The organism is Pseudoxanthomonas sp. 97-1-1, assembly GCF_057773125.1.
In genome coordinates this window covers 509,719-529,298 of record NZ_JBYMTJ010000002.1, presented here as the reverse complement: position 1 = coordinate 529,298, position 19,580 = coordinate 509,719, and the positions used below count along the sequence as shown (strand labels likewise).

18 protein-coding genes are annotated in these 19,580 nt (G+C 68.2%); 16 read left to right on the top strand and 2 right to left on the bottom strand.

Annotated elements, in window-relative coordinates; genetic code table 11:
• Positions 1 to 114 precede the first annotated feature (114 nt).
• The 6 genes from AC3DET_RS09710 (at position 115) to AC3DET_RS09685 (ending at position 8,578) form a co-directional block, all read left to right on the top strand.
• Positions 115 to 3,210, top strand: a complete 3,096-nt coding sequence (locus AC3DET_RS09710; protein WP_488391468.1) for an efflux RND transporter permease subunit — start codon at positions 115 to 117, stop codon at positions 3,208 to 3,210.
• A gap of 26 nt (positions 3,211 to 3,236) precedes the next feature.
• Positions 3,237 to 4,334, top strand: coding sequence for an efflux RND transporter periplasmic adaptor subunit (locus tag AC3DET_RS09705; RefSeq protein WP_337730933.1), 1,098 nt, complete (start codon positions 3,237 to 3,239; stop codon positions 4,332 to 4,334).
• A 282-nt stretch (positions 4,335 to 4,616) separates the two neighbouring features.
• Positions 4,617 to 6,509: an ABC transporter ATP-binding protein gene (locus AC3DET_RS09700; protein WP_488391467.1), complete on the top strand. Its 1,893-nt coding sequence runs from the start codon at positions 4,617 to 4,619 to the stop codon at positions 6,507 to 6,509.
• A 26-nt stretch (positions 6,510 to 6,535) separates the two neighbouring features.
• Positions 6,536 to 7,744 (top strand): PQQ-dependent sugar dehydrogenase, encoded by a 1,209-nt coding sequence (locus tag AC3DET_RS09695; RefSeq protein WP_488391466.1) that lies wholly within the window; start codon positions 6,536 to 6,538, stop codon positions 7,742 to 7,744.
• Positions 7,745 to 7,754: 10 nt separating this feature from the next.
• On the top strand, positions 7,755 to 8,135 hold the full coding sequence (locus AC3DET_RS09690; protein ID WP_337730936.1) for a hypothetical protein: 381 nt from the start codon (positions 7,755 to 7,757) through the stop codon (positions 8,133 to 8,135).
• A complete protein-coding gene (locus AC3DET_RS09685) occupies positions 8,132 to 8,578 on the top strand; it encodes a PaaI family thioesterase (RefSeq protein ID WP_488391465.1) in 447 nt (148 codons plus the stop codon). The genes AC3DET_RS09690 and AC3DET_RS09685 overlap by 4 nt, the downstream gene beginning before the upstream one ends.
• An 839-nt stretch (positions 8,579 to 9,417) precedes the next feature.
• Here AC3DET_RS09685 and AC3DET_RS09680 read toward each other — a convergent pair.
• The gene (locus tag AC3DET_RS09680) at positions 9,418 to 10,215 is read right to left on the bottom strand and encodes an amidohydrolase (RefSeq protein ID WP_488391464.1); all 798 of its coding nucleotides are present in this window, start codon (positions 10,213 to 10,215) and stop codon (positions 9,418 to 9,420) included.
• A 128-nt stretch (positions 10,216 to 10,343) separates the two neighbouring features.
• The gene (locus AC3DET_RS09675) at positions 10,344 to 11,495 is read right to left on the bottom strand and encodes a pyridoxal phosphate-dependent aminotransferase (RefSeq protein ID WP_488391463.1); all 1,152 of its coding nucleotides are present in this window, start codon (positions 11,493 to 11,495) and stop codon (positions 10,344 to 10,346) included.
• 70 nt (positions 11,496 to 11,565) lie between these two features.
• On the opposite strand from AC3DET_RS09675, the gene AC3DET_RS09670 reads away from it, so the two are divergent.
• From AC3DET_RS09670 to AC3DET_RS09625, 10 genes are all read left to right on the top strand, one after another.
• Positions 11,566 to 12,063, top strand: a complete 498-nt coding sequence (locus AC3DET_RS09670) for a DUF3293 domain-containing protein (RefSeq protein ID WP_446538492.1) — start codon at positions 11,566 to 11,568, stop codon at positions 12,061 to 12,063.
• A 106-nt stretch (positions 12,064 to 12,169) separates the two neighbouring features.
• On the top strand, positions 12,170 to 12,820 hold the full coding sequence (gene ccmA / locus AC3DET_RS09665; RefSeq protein WP_488391462.1) for a heme ABC exporter ATP-binding protein CcmA: 651 nt from the start codon (positions 12,170 to 12,172) through the stop codon (positions 12,818 to 12,820).
• Between the two features lie 85 nt (positions 12,821 to 12,905).
• A complete protein-coding gene (gene ccmB / locus AC3DET_RS09660) occupies positions 12,906 to 13,592 on the top strand; it encodes a heme exporter protein CcmB (RefSeq protein WP_337730942.1) in 687 nt (228 codons plus the stop codon).
• 13 nt (positions 13,593 to 13,605) lie between these two features.
• Positions 13,606 to 14,361 carry a heme ABC transporter permease gene (locus AC3DET_RS09655; protein WP_192201350.1) on the top strand — a complete coding sequence of 252 codons (756 nt, stop codon included), beginning with the start codon at positions 13,606 to 13,608 and terminating at the stop codon, positions 14,359 to 14,361.
• Positions 14,358 to 14,525, top strand: coding sequence for a heme exporter protein CcmD (ccmD, locus tag AC3DET_RS09650; protein ID WP_337730943.1), 168 nt, complete (start codon positions 14,358 to 14,360; stop codon positions 14,523 to 14,525). The genes AC3DET_RS09655 and ccmD overlap by 4 nt, the downstream gene beginning before the upstream one ends.
• Before the next feature lie 3 nt (positions 14,526 to 14,528).
• The gene (gene ccmE / locus AC3DET_RS09645) at positions 14,529 to 14,990 is read left to right on the top strand and encodes a cytochrome c maturation protein CcmE (RefSeq protein WP_337730944.1); all 462 of its coding nucleotides are present in this window, start codon (positions 14,529 to 14,531) and stop codon (positions 14,988 to 14,990) included.
• Between the two features lie 349 nt (positions 14,991 to 15,339).
• Positions 15,340 to 17,280 carry a heme lyase CcmF/NrfE family subunit gene (locus AC3DET_RS09640; protein ID WP_488391461.1) on the top strand — a complete coding sequence of 647 codons (1,941 nt, stop codon included), beginning with the start codon at positions 15,340 to 15,342 and terminating at the stop codon, positions 17,278 to 17,280.
• The gene (locus AC3DET_RS09635) at positions 17,277 to 17,879 is read left to right on the top strand and encodes a DsbE family thiol:disulfide interchange protein (RefSeq protein ID WP_488391460.1); all 603 of its coding nucleotides are present in this window, start codon (positions 17,277 to 17,279) and stop codon (positions 17,877 to 17,879) included. The genes AC3DET_RS09640 and AC3DET_RS09635 overlap by 4 nt, the downstream gene beginning before the upstream one ends.
• A gap of 17 nt (positions 17,880 to 17,896) precedes the next feature.
• Entirely contained in the window at positions 17,897 to 18,334 is a 438-nt protein-coding gene (locus tag AC3DET_RS09630) for a cytochrome c-type biogenesis protein (protein ID WP_337731885.1), read from the top strand.
• Entirely contained in the window at positions 18,334 to 19,344 is a 1,011-nt protein-coding gene (locus AC3DET_RS09625) for a tetratricopeptide repeat protein (protein WP_488391459.1), read from the top strand. Before AC3DET_RS09630 ends, AC3DET_RS09625 begins: the two co-directional genes overlap by 1 nt.
• The last annotated feature ends 236 nt before the right edge of the window (positions 19,345 to 19,580 follow it).

The following is a 19,580-nucleotide window of genomic DNA, read 5'->3' as shown; positions in this document are numbered from 1 at the left end:
CGCGCCCGCTCCACCACTTGCCGCAATACGGCACGCGGCATGACTTTCGGGCCATAACCATCACGGAAGACGCGCGCATCGTGCGCTCCGCCGAGACCAGAGCGGACCTGTACGATGAAACTCACCGAAGCCTCCCTGCGCAATCCCGCTGCCGTCGCGGTGGTCGTCGCCATGGTCTGTGCCTTCGGCCTGATGAGCCTGATGAAGCTGCCGCTGCAGCTGTTTCCCGACATCGAGCGGCCGCAGATGTCGATCCAGACCGGCTGGCGCGCGGCATCGCCGCAGGAGATGGAGTCTGAGATCGTCGAACCCATCGAAGCCGTGATGCAGGGCCTGCCCGGGCTGGAGGAAATCTCCTCCAACGTCAACGCGGGCAACAGCTTCATCAACCTCACCTTCGCCGTCGGCAGCGACATGGACGCGATGCTGGTGGAGGTGCTGTCGCGTATGAACCGGCTGCAGCCGCTGCCGCGTGATGCGACACCGCCCGTGGTGCAGGCGGGCGCCGACAATGCCAACAACTCGCTCACCTATTTCTTCGTGCAGAAGCTGCCGGGCACGCGCGGCGACATCCTCGACTACCGGCAGATGATCGAGGATCGCATCGTCCCGCGCATCTCCGCGGTGCAAGGGGTGGCCGGCGTCGAGATCAACGGTGGCGCCGAGGAAGAGCTGACCATCACCCTCAATCTGGAACGTGCCGCCGCGCTGGGCATCCAGATTCCCGATGTCGCCGCCGTCGCGGCGCGCGCCACCGATGTGTCCGGCGGCGTGGTGGAAGCCGGGCGGCGCGAGTACGTGCTGCGTTTCGCCGGGCGCTATTCGCCCGAGGCCCTGGGCGAACTGATCCTGGCCTGGCGCGATGGCCGGCCGGTACGGCTTGGCGATGTCGCACGCGTCGAAGTGAAACGGCCGGAGCAGCGCTTCTTCGCCTACCAGAACGGAAACCCCGCCATCGGGCTGCGCATCCTGCGCGAGAACGGGGCCAACGTGCTGGACACGCTGGATGAAGTGAAGCGCGTCGTGGCGGACGTTCGCGAACGGGAACTGAAGCCGCTCGGGCTGGAGATCGCGCAGAGCTTCGATGCCTCGGTGTTCATCAACCGCGCACTCGGCCTGCTGTCGGGCAGCCTCACCGTCGGCGTGTTGCTCGCGGTCGGCTGCCTGTGGTGGTTCCTGCGCGACGTGCGTGCCACCGCACTGATCGCGTGCGCCATTCCCATCTCGTTGCTGGCCACCTTCATCGTGCTGCAGCTCACCGGCCGCAGCCTCAACGTCATCTCGCTGGCGGGGCTCGCGTTCGCGGTCGGCATGGTGATGGATGCCGCCGTGGTCGTCGCGGAGAACATCGTGCGGCTGCGCGAGGAAGGCATGCCGGCAGCGCGCGCCGCCCTGGAGGGCACGCGCCAGGTGGGCGGCGCGCTGGTTGCGTCCACGCTCACCACCGTGGCTGTGTTCCTGCCGGTGATCTTCATGGATGACGTGGAAGGCCAACTGTTCGCCGACCTGGCGCTGACCATCTCCATCGCGGTGGGGATCTCGCTGCTGATCGCCGTCACCGTGCTGCCCGCCGCCGCCGGCAGCTGGCTGCGCACGCGTCCCGGCGATGCCACGCAGCACCGTGCCTGGTCGCGCGTCAGCGACTGGGCACTGCGTGTCACCGAGGGTCGCCCGCGTCAGCTTGCGTGGGTCGGCGCACTGGTGCTCGCGCCCGTGCTGCTGGCGACGCTGCTGATGCCGCAGATCGACTACCTGCCGCCGGTGAAGCGTGCCGCGGTGGATGCCTTCTTCAACTTCCCGCCCGGCATGAGCCCGGAACGCGTGAACCGCGAGATCGCCCCCGTGGTGCTTGAGCGCATGCGCCCGTACTTGGAGGGCGAAAAGGGGCCGCAGCTGAGCAATTGGTACCTCAACCTGTGGCCGGGTGGTGGTTCGCTCGGCGCGCGCGTGGTCGATCCCGCCGATATCGGCGAGCTGGAACGCATCGTGCGCGACGAGATCGTCGTCGGCTTTCCGGACACGCGCGCCTTCGCCAGCGAAGGCGAACTGTTTGGCAGCTTCGGCGGATCGGCACGCGCCATCGCCATCCACCTGCAGCACAGCGATGGCGACGCACTGGCCCGGGCGGCGGAAGCAGGACGCAAGCTGCTGTCGGAGCGCTTCGCCGGCGCCAACGTGCAGGCGTGGCCCAGTGCCGATGCCGGCACGCCGGAACTGCGGGTGAATCCGAACGACCGCCGCCTGGCAGAAGCGGGCTGGCGGCGGCCCGAGCTGGGCACCGTCGTACGTGCGCTGGGCGATGGCCAGTGGCTGGGCGAGCATTTCGACGGCGACCGACGGCTCGCCATCATCCTGCGCAGCGACCGCGCCGACGATGTCGAACGGCTGGGCGCCGCACCCCTGGCGACACCCCAGGGCGGCGTACTGAGCCTGGCCGAACTCGCACAGGTGGAAACGGTGCTCGCACCCAACCAGTTGCGCCGCATCGACCGTCGCCGCACGGTGACGCTGACCGTCGATCCCCCGGCCGTGATGTCGCTGGAAGAAGCGCTGGACATCGTCAATGACGAGATCGTGCCTGCCTTGCGCGACGGACTGCCCCCCGATGCCGCCATCCGGATTTCCGGCAGTGCCGACCGGCTCGGCGAAGTGGTGCGCAGCATGGGCACGAACTTCGTGATCGCGCTGGTGGTGCTGTTCATGCTGATGGCGGCGATGTTCAAGTCGTTGCGCGACAGCGCTTTCGTCATGGCGACCCTGCCGATGGCGGTGCTCGGTGGCGTGCTGGGCCTGCGCGTGCTCGACGTGGCGGCCGGACAGACCCTGGACCTGCTGTCGATGATCGGCTTCATCATGCTGCTGGGCATGGTGATCAACAACGCCATCCTGCTGGTGGCGCAGGCGCGCGAGGCCCAGGCGGGCGGCGCATCACTGGACGAAGCGCTGAAACAGGCCCTGGACCAACGCCTGCGACCGATCCTGATCGCGGCGCTGACCGGTGTACTGGGCGCATTGCCGATGGCGATCAATCCCGGCCCCGGCGCGGTGATCTACCGCGGCCTTGCGGCGGTCTCGGTGGGCGGCGTGGCGCTGAGCCTGCTGTTCACCGTGGTGCTGGTGCCCGCCCTGCTGCGGCTGGCTGGCACACGCGCTGCCCGCGCGGATGTACGCGACACCCCCGCCACGCCGCTTCCCTCCCCTGCAACCTGATCCCCTCCCCCTTCCTGGAAAACGACATGCGCACCCTGCACAAGACCCTGATCGCCGTCGCGCTGGCCGGCGTCCTCGCCCTGCCCCTGCTCAAGCTGGACGCCGATGCCAGCGCGCCGGTGAAGCCTGACGCACCGCCGGCCATCGTCAGCGTTGCCCCGGCGGTGACCGCGGAATTCGCGCCGCGCCACTGGTCGCCCGGCAGCGTGATCAGCCGGCAGGACGCGCGCGTCGCCAGCGAACAGGGCGGGCGCGTCGTCGAGGTGGTCGAGGTGGGCGAACGCATACGCGCCGGCCAGGCGCTGGCGGTGCTGGACGACACGGCATTGCGACTGCGCGAACAGGAAGGCCGCGCCGACCTGGCCCGCATCCAGGCCCAGCTCGATCTTGCGGCCCGGCAGGAACAGCGCTACGCGCAACTGGCCGCACAACAGAACATCGCGCGTGCGCAGTACGAACAACTGCGGGCCGATCGCGACATGCTGGTGCAGGAGCGTGCGCGCGCGCTCGCGCAACTGGCGCAGACGCGTCACCAGCGCGAGCAGATGGTGGTGCGCGCTCCGTTCACCGGGATCGTCGCCGAACGCCACACCCAACTGGGCGAATACCTGACCACCGGCGCGTCCGTGGCGCGCCTGGTGGACACGGCGTCGCAGGAAGTCCGTGTGCGTGCGCCGGTGGACCTGGCGCAGCACCTGGGTACGGGCACCTCGGTGCTCGTGCGCGCGGGCGACACCGAGCGCGCGTGGCCGGTGACCGCCCTGGTCCCGGTCGGCGACGAATCCTCGCGTCAGCTGGAACTGCGCATCGCCATCGATGCCACCCAGATGCCGGTGGGCAGCGCGGTGGATGTCGGACTTCCCAGCGCAGGCACGCGCAGCGTGGTCGCGGTGCCGCGCGACGCGGTGATGCTGCGTCGCGAAGGCGACTTCGTGATGCGCGTGGATGGCGCCGGCAAGGCCGAACGCCTGCCGGTGGAAACCGGCGCCGAAGTCGATGGCCTGGTGGAGGTGACCGGCGATGTGCGCGTCGGCGACCGTTTGATCGTGCGTGGCGGCGAACGCATCGAACCCGGGCAGGCGGTCAGCATCCAGCCGGCATCACTGGCGGTCGCGATGCGCTGAGCATGGTGCGAGGCGGCGCGGATCGCGGCTGGAGTTGTCCGTCACCTGGAGAGGTCCGGTCGAACGGGGTCATACCGCTTCCCCGAACAACTGGATACGGATGCACGGAGAACTTCCAGTCGCGATCCGCGTCGCTTCCCGATGATGCCCCTGACGCCCCTGTGGGAGCGACGTCGGTCGCGACTGGACAGATGCAATGCCTGATCGCGACTGACGTCGCTCCCACACCGCAGGCAGCCGCGCTTTCACCCCAAATCCATCCGGGGCAGGCACAATCCACGCATGGCCTCGTCACCCCCGCCCGCGGGCAAGCCCAAGGGCGCCGCCCCGCGCCCTGCCAACAAGCCCAACCTGCGTGAGCGCTTCGATGCGATGCGCAACCTGGTGCCCTTCCTGCGCCAGATCTGGCAGACCAGCCGTGTCCTGACCACCGCCAGCCTGGGCCTGCGCGTGATCCGCGCGCTGCTGCCCATCGTCACGCTGTACATCGGCAAGCTGATCATCGACGAAGCCATCCGCCTGGTCGGCGCCGGCGTGCCGCAGGAAGGCCTGATGGCCGCGTGGCGCAGCGGTGTGCTGGACCACCTGCTGTGGCTGCTGGCCGTGGAGTTCGCACTCGCGATCCTGTCCGACCTGCTGGGCCGCATGGTGAGCTATGCCGACGCCCTGCTGTCGGAGCTGTTCACCAACGCCACCAGCATCCGCCTGATGGAACACGCGGCCACGCTGGACCTGGAGGACTTCGAAGACCCGGACCTGCAGGACAAGCTGGACCGCGCGCGCCGCCAGACCATGGGCCGCATGAACCTGATGAGCCAGTTGTTCGGCCAGGTGCAGGACGCCATCACCGTAGTCGGCTTCGCCGCGGGCCTGCTGGTCTACGCGCCGTGGCTGATGGTGCTGCTGGCGGTGGCGCTGATCCCCGCCTTCATCGGCGAGGCGCACTTCAATGCGGTGGGCTACTCGTTGAATTTCCAGTGGACGCCGGAGCGCCGGCAGCTGGAGTACATGCGGCAGATGGGTGCCAGCGTGGAAACCGCGAAGGAGGTGAAGATCTTCAATCTCCACCGCTTCCTGATCAGCCGTTATCGCACCCTGGCCGACAAGTTCTTCATCGCCAACCGCGCGCTGGCACGACGTCGCGCGGTCTGGGGCACGCTGCTGGCGGCGCTGGGCACGCTGGGGTACTACGTGGCGTACGGCTACATCGCCTGGCGCACGGTGCGCGGCGACTTCAGCATCGGCGACCTGACCTTCCTGGCCGGCAGCTTCCGCCGCCTGCGCCAGCTGCTGGAAGGCCTGCTGGTGGGTTTCTCGCAGGTCGCGGGCCAGGCGCTGTACCTGGACGACCTGTTTTCATTCTTCGAGATCGAACCCGAGATCACCTCGCCCGAGCATCCCGTCCCGGTACCGAAACCGATCACCCGTGGCTTCACCTTCGAGAACGTGGGCTTCCGCTATCCCGACGCCGAACGCTGGGCGGTGCGTGGTCTGGACTTCGAGTTGCGTGCCGGCGAAGTGCTGGCGCTGGTCGGCGAGAATGGCGCCGGCAAGACCACGCTGGTCAAGCTGCTGGCGCGCCTGTACGACCCGGACGAAGGCCGCATCCTGCTGGATGGGCGCGACCTGCGCGACTACGACATCGACGAACTGCGCGCCAACATCGGGGTGATCTTCCAGGACTTCGTCCGCTACCACCTGACCGCTGGCGAGAACATCGGCGTCGGCCAGATCGACGCCATGCACGACCAGGCCCGTATCCGCGACGCCGCCGCGCGCTCCATGGCCGACGAAGTGATCGCCGGGCTGCCCCAGGGCTACGACCAGATGGTCGGGCGCCGCTTCAAGAACAGCGTGGACCTGTCCGGCGGACAATGGCAGAAGATCGCCATTGCGCGTGCGTACATGCGCGATGCGCAGGTGATGATCCTGGACGAACCGACCGCCGCGCTGGACGCGCGCTCGGAATTCGAGGTCTTCCAACGCTTCAAGGAATTGTCGGACAATCGGACCGCGGTGCTGATCTCGCACCGTTTCTCCAGCGTACGCATGGCGGACCGCATCCTGGTCCTCAATGAAGGACGCCTGGAAGCCAGCGGCACCCACGAACAACTGCTGGCCGAAGGCGGCCGTTACGCCGAACTGTTCGAACTGCAGGCTGCCGGCTACCGCTGATTAAGTTCCCCACAGGAGATACGACGTTGCGCAACGCATCCCATCGACTCGCCACCGCCCTGCTTCTCGCGCTGCCCCTGGCTGCGTGCAATTCGCCCGCGAACGGTGAAGCCAAAGGCAACGCCACCGCCGCTGCGGAGCAGCCTGCGCCCGCGAGCCAGCCCGCGCAGACGCTGACCAGTGCCAAGGGCCAGGTCCGGGCCACGCAGGTGGCGGGCGGCCTGGATCATCCCTGGGGGCTCGCGTTCCTGCCCGACGGCAGCATGCTCGTCACCGAACGCAGCGGGCAGTTGCGCCGCGTCGGTGCCGACGGCGCGGTGTCCGCGCCGGTCACGGGCGTGCCCAAGGTCTTCGCCACCGGCCAGGGCGGCCTGCTCGACGTGGTGCCCGCGCCGGATTTTGCCACCAGCCAGCGTATCTACCTGAGCTATGCCGAGCCGGGCGACAACGGTACCGCAGGCACCGCAGTGGCTTACGGCACGCTGGCCGACGGCGCGCTCGCCGACGTCAAGGTGATCTATCGCCAGGAACCGAAGGTCGATGGCCCGAACCACTTCGGCTCGCGCCTGGTCTTCGATGATGCCGGCCACCTCTTCATCAGCCAGGGCGAGCGCAACAAGCGCGCGATGTCGCAGGAACTCGACAAGCTGCAGGGCAAGCTGGTGCGCCTCAACCTGGACGGCAGCGTGCCGCAGGACAATCCCTTCGTCGGCCAATCCGGAGCGCGTGCGGAAATCTGGAGCTACGGCCACCGCAACATGCAGGGCATGGCGCGCGACCCGCGCACCGGCACGCTCTGGCAGAGTGAGCATGGCCCGCGCGGTGGCGACGAGATCAACCTGCCCCAGCCTGGAAAGAACTATGGCTGGCCGGTCATCACCCACGGCATCAATTATTCCGGCCAGCCGATTCCGGAAGCGGTGGGCAAGGCGAAGGACGGCATGGAACAACCGCACCACCTGTGGGAGAAATCCCCCGGCGTGTCCGGCATGGCGTTCTATACCGGACGCCCGGAGAGCCCCTGGAACGACAGCCTGTTCCTCGGCTCGCTGGCCGAACGCAACCTGATCCGCCTGACCCTGGACGGCGACAAGATCGTCGGCGAAGAACGCCTGCTCAACGAGATCGGCGAGCGTGTGCGCGACGTCCGCGTCGGGCCGGACGGCAACGTCTACGTGGTCACCGACGAAGACGATGGCAAGATCTGGCGGGTCGAACCGCCGAAGGCGCCGTGAGGAGTAGCCAGTGATCAAACACCTCCTGCTCGCATTCGGATTGTGCTGCGCCCCTGCGGCGCACGCACAGGCAACGCTCGACTACACGCAAGCCAAGCAACGCGCGGATGCCGACGAAGCCGCGCTGGCTCCGGAGCAGGCGGCATCGCTGCGCGATGCGCAGGCCGTCGCGCTCGATGCCGGCGTCAGCGCATGCGCGACCCCCACGGCGGACACCTCGCCGTTCGTGATCGTGGCGGAGCTGGACGCCACCGGCAAGGTGGTACGCACGTGGCGGGAAGGCGCGACGCCCCTGGCGATCTGCGTGCAGAAGCAGATCGCGGGCAAGACGCTGTCGGCGCCACGGCGCGCGCCTTTCTTCACTTCATTCGAGTTGAGTTTCACACCATGAGCGACGGCAACGACATCAATGCCCTGCTGCGCGCGCGCCTGCCTGCCGGCGCGCGCCTGCAGATTCCGCCGCCGTGCCTGCTCGACATGCAGGGCGAGCCGGTCGCCTACGTGGAAGGCGAATCGCTGGCGATGCGTTTTCCCGTGCTGGCCCGCTACCAGAACCCGATCGGCCACATGCAGGGTGGCTTCATCGTCGCCGCGCTGGACAACACGCTGGGCCCGTTCTCGTACCTGATCGCGCCGCCCAGCGTCACGACCTCGCTCAACACGCAGTATCTGCGCCCGGTGACACCGGACATGCCGCACATCACCTGCCATGCGCGGTTGGTGGAACGCACGCGCAATCAATTGTTCCTCGCGGGCGAGGTGCGTGACGACGCGGGCCGCGTGCTGGTGATGTGCCAGGCGGTGTGCCAGATCCTCCCGCAGAAAAGCACCTGACCTGTTTGACCTACCTGCGCTTGAAGCCCCTCTCCCTGCGGCAGAGGGGTTGGGGTGAGGGCCAACGGAGTCAGCGCACGCCGACAACCGACGGCCTGACAACGTCCGCGACTCACCGAAAACGCTCACGCGCGATGAACCTGTTGCGTGCATCTTTCGGTGCGGGTCTGCTTGAGGTCACGCATGGTGCCGCTCGCTGCGGGTCCCTACTTTCTTTGCTTGTGCAAAGAAAAGTAGGCAAAAGAAACACCCCCGGCAGTCCGCCCGCCGCAAGCGGCGGGTGCGCAGTCCCGGCGGGAATTTCCGGAAGACACATCCTGTGTCATCCGGAAACGACGCACATCCCTGTGCGCCGCCCCTACGGGGTTTGACCCGCCGTGACTGCCGGACCTAAGGGGCCCCGAAGCTGGGCCGGGCATATCCGTAGAAAGTGCTTTGCTGTGGCTGTTGCTTTCGGGCCCCCATGAGGCACGGCGAGAGGGTCGGGTAAAACCCCCAGGGCGCCGCCATGGAGGGCGGCGTTTTCGTATGGCACAGGGATGTGCCTTACGAAAATTCCCGGCCCGCTCGCGAACCCGGAGCGAAGCGCAGGGCGTGCCGCCTGGGGTGTGTTTCTTTGCTTCTTTCTTTGCACAAGCAAAGAAAGAAGGCCTCTGCGGCGAGCAGCACCATGCCTGTCCGCCAAAAGAACCATCCCGCCAAGCCCAGAAACCTGAAACAAAGGCCCGCCCCTTGGACGCGCCCAAGGCCCGCACAGGCGATGGACTCCGTTAGCCCTCACCCCTACTCCTCTCTCCCACAGGGACTTCCTTCGGTCGCCGCAGGGAGAGGGGCTCAACTCAGCGCAGCTCGAACCTGTCCGCATCCAGCATCGCCGGGAACCGCTCCCGGTGCGCCGCCAGCGCCTCCGCCGAGATCGTCGACGTCGTCACTCCCTCGCCTGCCGGCAACTCCACCACCGGCTGCCCCAGGAAATCGATCACCGCACTGTCGCCGCTGTATTCGTGCCCATTGCCATCCGTGCCCGCACGATTGACCGCCGCGACGTAGCAGAGATTCTCGATCGCCCGCGCGCGCAACAGCGTCTTCCACGGATACGCACGCGCCGCCGGCCAGTTCGCGACGAATATCTGCAGATCGAAGTCGAGCTGGCCCGGGCGCTCCACGTCATAACGGTTGCGCGCGAACACCGGGAAACGCAGGTCGTAACAGACCAGCGGATTGATCCGCCAGCCCTTCCATTCCACCGTCAGCCGCCCGCTGCCGGCCGCATAACGCTTGTGCTCGTTCGCATAGCGGAACAGATGCCGCTTGTCGTAGTGCTGCAGCGCGCCGTCGGGCGTGGCGAACAGCAGACGATTGAACACCCCCTCCGACGTGCGCAGCTGCACGCTGCCGGTAACCGCGGCACCCAGGGTCCCGGCCTGCTCGCGGATCCACGCCACCGTGGCGCCGTCCATGCCCTCGGCCTGGTCGATGGCCTCGTTGCTGAAGCCGCTGGTGAAGGTTTCCGGCAGGATCACCAGATCGGTCTGTCCCGCGAGCGGCGCGATCAGCCCGCCGTAGTAGACGCGGTTGCCCGCCGGATCGTGCCAGCGGGTTTCGCCCTGGATCAGGGAAATGCGCAGGTCCTGCATGGTGTCGGTATTCCTGATCCTGTCGAAAAGGACGTGCATTGTAGGAGGGGCTTCAGCCCCGACGCTTCTCCGTCAGCCTTTCGGATACTCCGGCAAAGGCGTCGGGGCTGAAGCCCCTCCTACAGGGCTCAGAGTTTCTTCAACCTTGCGATCGCCGCATCCAGCGTCGCCTCGTTCTTGGCGAAGCAAAGGCGCGCCAGGCGCTGGCCCGCCGGAGGCGTTTCGTAGAACGGCGACAGCGGGATCGCAGTGACACCGTGTTCCACGGTCAGCCACTTCACGAACTCGGTATCCGGCAGGTCACTGACGGCGGAATAGTCCACCAGTTGGAAGTAACCACCCGGCACCGGCAACGGTTTGAACTTCGTGCCCAGCAGCTGTTCGCGGAAACGGTCGCGCTTGTCCTGGTAGAACGCACCCAGCTGCTCGTAGTGTTCAGGCTCGTCGCGGATCATCGCGGCGAAGGCGAACTGCGCCGGCGCGAAGGTGCAGAACACGTTGTACTGGTGCACCTTGCGGAACTCCGCCGTCAGCGCCGGCGGTGCGATGGCATAGCCGATCTTCCAACCCGTGCAGTGGTAGGTCTTGCCGAAGCTGGACACCACGAACGCACGCGCGGCCAGCTCGGGGTAACGCAGGATCGACTCGTGGCGACGCCCGTCGAACACGATGTGCTCGTACACCTCATCGGAAATCAGGTAGATGCCGGTGCCTTCCAGCAGCGCGGCCAGTGCGCGGATGTCGGCGGCGTCGAACATCGCGCCGGACGGGTTGTGCGGGCTGTTGATGATCAGCAGGCGCGTCTTCGGGGTGATGGCCGCGCGCACGCGGTCCCAATCCACGGCGAAGGTCTGCGGATCCAGCGGGACATGCACGGCGCGCGCGCCGGCCAGGTCGATGGCGGGCTCGTAGCTGTCGTAGGCCGGGTCCAGCACGATGACCTCTTCGCCCGGGCGCACTACCGCATGGATGGCGTTGAACAAGGCCTCGGTAGCACCACTGGTCACGGTGATCTCGGTGTCGGGATTCACCTCGCGGCCGTAGCAGCGCAGCGCCTTTTCGGCGATGGCCTGGCGCAGTGGCGCCACCCCGGTCATCGGCGCGTACTGGTTGTGGCCGGCCCGCATGGCGGCATCCAGTTCGTCCACCAGCCGCGGCGGCACCGCGAAATCCGGGAAACCCTGCCCCAGGTTGACCGCGCCGTGCTCGGCGGCGAGCTGCGACATCACGGTGAAGATGGTGGTGCCCACCTTGGGCAGCTTGGTCTGCGGCTGGAACATCCCGGGTCAGGCACTCGATGAAGGGGAAGGCGGAGTGTACGCGCTCCGCTTTACGCGCGATGATGCGGCCATGGGCGACTCCCGCGATCCCGACGCCATCGACCAGGTTCCCGAGGCCGAACGGGCACGTCTGGCCACCGCCTGGGCAGCCGCGCATTACTTCGTGGCGGTAGGGCGGCAGGAATGGCTGTTCCGCACCGGCCTGACCGCGGCGGATGTCGAGCGGCAGATCATGGCGACCCGCTATCTGTTCATCACCGCATGGAATCCCCCGCCCGGCGACACCTCGCGCCCGCTCAATGACGCCGCGCAGGAACGCCTGCATGCCCGCGTGCAGGCGCTGGGCCTGTCCTTCCATCCCGCGCTGGGCTGCAACAGCCGGGGCGGCATGGTGGAACACGGGTGCCTGGTGCTGGATGCCACTCCGGAGCAGGCCGATGCCCTGGCCCGCGAGTTCGGCCAGGGCGGCACCCTGTTCTGGCAGGCCGGCGAGCCCGTCCGCCTGCGCATGATGTGGCCGCGACCGGCGCAGGCCGACGGCGACCCGCATACCGACTGGGTGGGGTGACGGACCGCGACCGTCTGTCGCAGGCGGCCGGACCGGCCCCTCCGTTTAGAATGGGCGATTGAGCCTCCAGGACACTCCAGCCTCCCGCCCGGGAACGCCCGATCCGATGACCGACGCCGCTCCCCGCCATCCGCCGTTGCTGGCCGCCCGCGCCTTGGCGTTCTCGCGCAATGACGAGCCGGTGTTCGGGCCGCTGGACTTCGCCGTGGACGCAGGCGAGGCGCTGCTGGTTCAGGGTGGCAATGGCGTCGGCAAGACCACCCTGCTGCGCGTCCTGGCCGGCCTGCTGCGCGCCGATACGGGCCAGATCGACATCGACGGCCAGCCCGCCGGCCCGGCGCGTCGCGCCCACGCGATGGCCTACCTCGGCCACCTGCCGGCACTGAAGGCGGACCTGAACGCGCTGGAGAACCTCAACTTCCTCTGCGGCCTGCACGGTCGCCGCGCGCGGCAGATGCCGGGCAATGCCCTGGCGATGGTCGGCCTGGCCGGCTACGAGGACGCGCTGGCGCGGCAGCTCTCCGCCGGCCAGAAGAAGCGGCTGTCGCTGGCGCGCCTGTGGCTGTCGCCGTCGCCGCTGTGGCTGCTCGACGAGCCCTACGCCAACCTCGACCTGGACGGCATCACCCTGGTCAACCGGATGATCTCCGCGCACCTGCGCGACGGCGGCGCTGCGCTGGTGACCACGCACGGCGCGTATGCCGCACCACCGGTGCAGACCCGCATGCTGCTGCTGGAGCGGGGAGACGCGTCATGAGTCCGATGGCTGTGTCCTCGAACCCGCCGCACCCCGCCCTTTCCCCCGCAAGCGGTGGACGGGGTTGCTTCCCGGGAGCTCGCGCATGAGCACCGCGCCCTCGCTCCTCCAGACCGCCCGCGCGCTGATCACGCGCGACGTGCAACTGCTGTGGCGCCGCCGTGGCGATGCACTGCAACCTGCCCTGTTCGCCATGCTGGTGGTCGTCTTGTTCGCACTCGGCCTGGGCACCGCGCCGCAGGCGCTGTCGAAGGTGGCGCCGGCGGTGCTGTGGGTCGCCGTGCTGCTGGCCGGCCTGCTGTCGCTGGACACGCTGTTCCGTGGCGATGCGGAAGATGGTTCGCTCGAACAATGGATCCTCGCGCCGGTGCCGCTGGCGTGGCTGGTGCTGGTGCGCGTGCTGACCCACTGGGCCACCACCGCCCTGCCCCTGGTGCTGGTGACGCCGCTGCTGGGCGAGATGCTGCACCTGCCGCGCAGCGACCTGCCGATGCTGCTGGCCACGCTCGCGCTGGGCACGCCGCTGCTGAGCCTGCTGGGCGCCGTGGTGGCCGCGCTGACGGTGGGCATGAGGCGCTCTGGTATCCTTGTCGCCCTGCTGGCGTTGCCGTTGTACGTGCCCGTGCTGGTGTTCGGCGCAGGGGCTGTGACCGCCAGCGCACAAGGGCTGGATGCTTCCGGCGCCCTCCTCTGGCTGGCCGCCGGCCTGCTGCTCTCGCTGCTGCTGGCGCCGCTGGCCGCCGCCGCGGCGATCCGCATCGCCCTGACCTGAAGACCGCCGCCGCATGAATCCTCTCGTCCGCTGGTTCCACCAACTCGGCTCACCGCCCTACTTCGACCGCTTCGCCGCGCGCTGGACGCCGTGGTGCTACCTGGCGGCGCTCGTGCTGTTCGGCGTAGGCCTGTGGCAGGCGCTGTTCGTGGTGCCGGCCGACTACCAGCAGGGCGACAGCTTCCGGATCCTGTACATCCACGTGCCCAGCGCGTGGATGAGCATGTTCGTGTTCGGCCTGATGGCGTTCTATGCCGCCATCGCGCTGGTCTGGCGCATCAAGCTGTGCGAGATCCTGGCGATGGCCTGCGCGCCCACTGGCGCTGCGTTCACCGTCATCACCCTGGCCACCGGCAGCATCTGGGGCAAGCCGATGTGGGGCACCTGGTGGGACTGGGATCCGCGCCTGACCACCGAACTGATCCTGCTGTTCCTCTATCTCGGCGTGATGGGCCTGTACGGCGCCATCGACGACCGCCGCAGCGCGGCGCGTGCAGCCGGCCTGCTGGCCATCGTCGGCGTGGCGCTGCTGCCGGTGATCCGTTACTCGGTGGTGTGGTGGAACTCGCTGCACCAGGGCCAGACCATCCGCGTGTTCGGCGAGTCCAGCATGGACGACAGCATGCTGCTGCCGCTGGTACTGATGGTGATCGCCACCAAGTTCTGGTTCGCCGGCTCGCTGCTGGCGCGCGCGCGCGCCGACAACCTGCACCGCGAAGCCGGCAAGGCCTGGGTGGCGAAACTCGCGTCGGACGGAGCCGCCCCATGAGCTATCTGGAATACGTCATCGGCGCCTACGCCGTGTTCGCCGCCGTGCTGGCCTGGGACTTCATCGCCCCGCGCCTGCAGGTGCGCCGCGAGCTGCGCGCCGCCCGCCTGCGCGTCGCACGCGACTCGCGCCGCAACGCCGCCCCCACCGACCTGGAACGCTGACCGATGAATCCCGTGCGACGCCGTCGCCTGCTGTTCGTGCTGCTCGCCGTCGTGGTGGCCGGCATCGCCACCGCGCTGATCGCGATGGCCCTGCAGCGCAACGTGGCCTACCTGTACACACCGGCCGAAGTGTTGCGCGGTGATGCCAAGCAGTCCCGCTTCCGGCTGGGCGGCATGGTGGAAAAGAACTCGTTCAAGCGCGAAGCCGGCTCGCTGACCTCGCACTTCCGCGTCACCGATGGCGACGCGCAGCTGACGGTGCGCTACGACAAGATCCTCCCGGACCTGTTCCGCGAGGGACAGGCCGTGGTCGCCACCGGCACCCTGCAGGATGGCGTGTTCGTGGCCGAGGACGTGCTGGCCAAGCACGACGAGGCGTACATGCCGAAGGAAGTCGCCGACAAGATGGGCAAGGCGCACCAGAAGCACGACGTGCCTGCAGCACCTGCGGGGTCGGCGAATTGATCGCCGCTGCCATCGCCGTTTCCCTTCTCCCCGCGCGCGGGGAGAAGGTGCCCGGAGGGCGGATGAGGGGCGCTTTTCCTGTCATTCGCCGTCCTCGTGCCCTGCGCTTGTTGACGCTTCCCGCGTGGTCGACACCCCACACCTCCGCTCGCCCCTCACCCGCCTTCGGCACCCTCTCCCCGCTGCGCAGGGAGAGGGACTCGAACGCACGACGCTCTCGAAGAGTGCAAACCGCCACACCCCTTCCCGACCATGCTGTTCCTCTCCTTCTCCCCGCCTGCGGGGAGAAGATGGCCGGAGGCCGGATGAGGGGCGCTTTTGCTTCCGTGCGTACAGGAATGGATGACTGATGCTGCCTGAACTCGGACAAATCGCGCTGATCCTGGCACTGCTGGTGGCGATGCTGCAGGCAGTGCTGCCGCTGGCCGGCGCGCAGCGCGGCAAGGCGTCATGGATGGAAGTCGCACGCCCGGCGGCCTACGCACAGCTGTGGCTGGTGATGCTGGCCTTCATCGCGCTGACGGTGGCCTTCGTGCAGCAGGACTTCTCGGTCAAGTACGTGGCGGGCAACTCCAACTCGCTGCTGCCGATGGTCTATCGCTACACCGCAGTGTGGGGCTCGCACGAAGGCTCGCTGCTGTTGTGGGCGCTGGTGCTGGCGATCTGGACCGGCGCCGTGGCGCTGTTCTCGCGCGGTCTTCCGGACGTGGTGATGGCGCGCGTGCTCGGCGTGATGGGCGTGGTCGCGATCGGCTTCCTCGCCTTCCTGATCTTCACCTCCAACCCCTTCATCCGCCTGCTGCCGTCGCCTGGCGAAGGCCGCGACCTCAACCCGCTGCTGCAGGACCCGGGGATGATCATCCATCCGCCGCTGCTGTACGTGGGCTACGTCGGGTTCGTGGTGCCGTTCGCGTTCGCCATCGCCGCGCTGCTCGACGGCCACGTGGACGCACGTTGGCTGCGCTGGACGCGGCCGTGGACGAACGTCGCCTGGGGTTTCCTCACCCTCGGCATCGCGCTGGGCAGCTGGTGGGCGTACTACGAACTGGGCTGGGGCGGCTGGTGGTTCTGGGATCCGGTCGAGAACGCCAGCTTCATGCCCTGGCTGGTGGGCGCGGCACTGATCCATTCGCAGGCGGTCACCGAGAAGCGCGGCGCGTTCCGTGGCTGGACGCTGCTGCTCGCCATCGCCGCGTTCTCGCTGTCGCTGCTGGGCACGTTCCTGGTGCGCTCCGGCGTGCTGACCAGCGTGCACGCCTTCGCCGCCGATCCCACCCGTGGCCTGTTCGTGCTGATCTTCCTGGGCGTGGTGATCGGCAGTTCGCTGCTGCTGTACGCCTGGCGCGCACCGCAGCTGTCCGAGGGCGAATCGGAGAAGTCGTACTTCGCCGCCAATTCGCGCGAGACGCTGCTGCTGGCCAACAACCTGCTGCTCGCCGCCGCCTGCGCGATGGTGCTGCTGGGCACGCTGTACCCGCTGATCGCCGACGCGCTGGAACTGGGCAAGATCTCGGTCGGCCCGCCGTACTTCAGCCTGCTTTTCATCGTGCTGATGGCGCCGCTGGTGGCACTGGTGCCGTTCGGGCCGATCACCAAGTGGCAGCGCGAGAACCTGCGCAAGCCGCTGGCCATGCTGCTGCCGTGGGCCGGGCTGGCGATCGCACTGGCCGTCATCGCCTGGTTCGTGGCGCCCCAAGGAAAGCTGAAAGCCGCCGCCGGCATCCTCGGTGCGGCGTGGGTTGGCCTGGGCACGTTGCGCTTCGTCTGGTCGCGCCTGCGCGCGAACGGCCGTTTCACTCCTGAGATGCTGGGCATGACGCTGGCGCACACCGGCATCGCCGTGTTCCTGGTCGGCGCGCTGCTGGTGGAAGCGCTCAACGTGCAGCGCGAACTGGCGGTGAAGCCCGGCCAGACGGTCGAGGTCGGCCGCTGGGGCTTCCACTTCCAGGGCGTCGATGAAACCCAGGGACCGAACTACCTCTCCGACCGGGGTCACGTGCAGGTACTGCGCGATGGCAAGCCGGTGACGTTGCTGCATCCGGAGAAGCGCGCATACGCCAGCGGTGGCCAGGTGATGACCGAGGCCGGCATCCGGCCCGGGGTGCTCGGCGATGTCTACGTCGCCATCGGCGAACCGCTCGGCGACGGCGCCTGGGCGCTGCGCGTGCACATCAAGCCCTTCGTCCGCTGGATCTGGCTGGGCGCCGCCCTGATGGCGCTGGGCGGCTTCGTCACCGCCGCCGACCGCCGGTTCCGCAACCACCGCAAGCCCGAGGCCAATGCCGCATGAGCAACGCGTCCGAACTCCCGCCGTCGCCGTCGCCGCCGCGCTCGCGTGGCGCGATGACCTTCGCGCTGATCATCATCGGCCTGTTCTTCATCGGCCTGATGGGCCTGCTGTACTACGGCGTGAAGCAGTCCGACCGTGCCGGCCGCGATGCCCTGCCCTCGCCGCTGATCGGCAAGCCGTCACCGGCCTTCGACCTGCCGCTGCTGCACGAACCGGGCAAGCGCGTGACCAACGCCGACCTCAAGGGCCAGCCCTACGTGATGAACGTATGGGGCAGCTGGTGCCCGGAATGCCGCGTGGAGCATCCCATCCTGACGAAGTTCGCGCTGACCAAGCGCGTGCGCTTCATCGGCTACAACCTCAAGGACGAGCGCCAGGATGCGCTGCGCTGGCTGGAGCAGTTCGGCAATCCGTACATGATGGTCATCGCCGACATCGAAGGCCGTGCGGCGATCGACTGGGGCATCTACGGCGCGCCGGAAACCTTCCTCGTCGACGGCAACGGCGTGATCCGCTGGAAGCACGTCGGCGCCATCGACCAGGCCATCATCGACCACCAGTTGATCCCCGCGCTGGAAAAAATCGAAGCCGGCCGATGAACGCCTCTCCGATGCTCCTGCTGCGCGCTCTGCTGCTGGCCCTGCTGGTCGCCGTCGCCGCGCCCTCCTTCGCCCAGGCCAGCGACCCCACGCCGCTGCAGTTCCGGGATACCGCCGAGGAAGCCCGCTTCCACACGCTGACCGCCGAACTGCGCTGCGTGATGTGCCAGAACCAGTCGCTGGCCGATTCCAACGCACAGATCGCGCACGACCTGCGGCGTGAGGTGCTCGACCTGATGCGCCAGGGCAAGGACGACGCGCAGGTGAAGCAGTTCCTGGTCGATCGCTACGGCGAGTTCGTGCTGTACAAGCCGGAGATGGCACCGGGCACCTACGTGCTGTGGTTCGGGCCGCTGCTGCTGTTGCTGGCCGGCGGCGTGTGGGTCGGCCGGATCGTCGCCAAGCGCGCGAAGCAACCCGCGCCGACCACCGACGACGACAACCAGGAGTGGTGATGACCACCTTCGTGATCCTCTCCATCGTGCTTTCCGCCGCCGTGCTGCTGGCGGTGCTGTGGCCGCTGTGGCGCGATGCACGCGGGCTGGTGCTGGGTGGCGTCGCCGCGCTCGGCATCGCCACGTTCGCGCTGTACCGCGTGGTGGGCACGCCTGCCGCGCTGTCGCCGCAGGCCACCGCCACGATGCCCACGACGCTGGACGATGCCGTGACCCAGCTCGAAGCCGAGCTCGCGAAGCAGCCCAATGAACCGGAAGGCTGGCGCCTGCTGGGCAAGTCCTACGCGGCGCTGCAACGTTACGACGATGCGCAGAAAGCCTTCGAGCGCGCCGTGCAGCTGCTGCCCACCGACGCCGACCTGCTGGTCGAAACCGCGCAGGCGCGCCTGTTCAACAATGCCGAACGCAAGCTCGACGCGCAGTCGATGGCACTGCTGGACAAGGCCATCGCCATCAATCCCGATCACCAGCGCGCGCTGTGGTTCCTCGGCCTCGCGCAGCGGCAGGAAGGCAAGCACGCCGAGGCGGCGAAGACCTGGGAGCCCCTGCTGGCCAAGGTCGACCCCAACACGGCCGCCACCCTGCGCACGCAAATCAACGAAGCCCGTGCCGACGCCGGCCTTCCGCCGCTTGCCGACACTGCGCCTGTCACCGACGCGGCACCTGCGTTACTCACCGTCACCGTTGAGCTGGCCCCGGCACTGAAGGACAAGCTGGCGCCGGGCGACACGCTGTTCGTGTTCGCCCGCCAGATGGGCGGCCCGCCGATGCCGGTCGCCGCCAAGCGCCTGCCGGTAGATACCTTCCCGGTGACCGTGCCGCTCGGCGACGGCGACAGCCCCATGCCCACGCTCAAGCTGTCGCAGCTGCCGCAGGTGCACCTGGTCGCCCGCATCGCAAAGGGCAGCGGCCCCGCCGCCCAGACCGGCGATCTGGAAGCCGCTGCCGTCACTGCCGACGTCAAGGCCGGCAACAGCTACACGCTGACGATTGATCGCGTGGTGCCGTAAGGCCACACCATACCGCGCTGCCGCTTCTCCTTCTCCCTGCGCAGCGGGGAGAAGGTGCCGAAAACGGATGAGGGCGCTCTTCGCGCAGAACCCTCCGCCTCGCGTTATTGAGGCACGTTGACCGCTGATCGTAACGCCGGCATCCCACTCCGTTCGCCCCTCACCCGCCCGTTGGGCACCCTCTCCCCGCTGCGCAGGGCGAGGGAAAGCGACGCGCTGCCGTGTGCTGTTCCCTT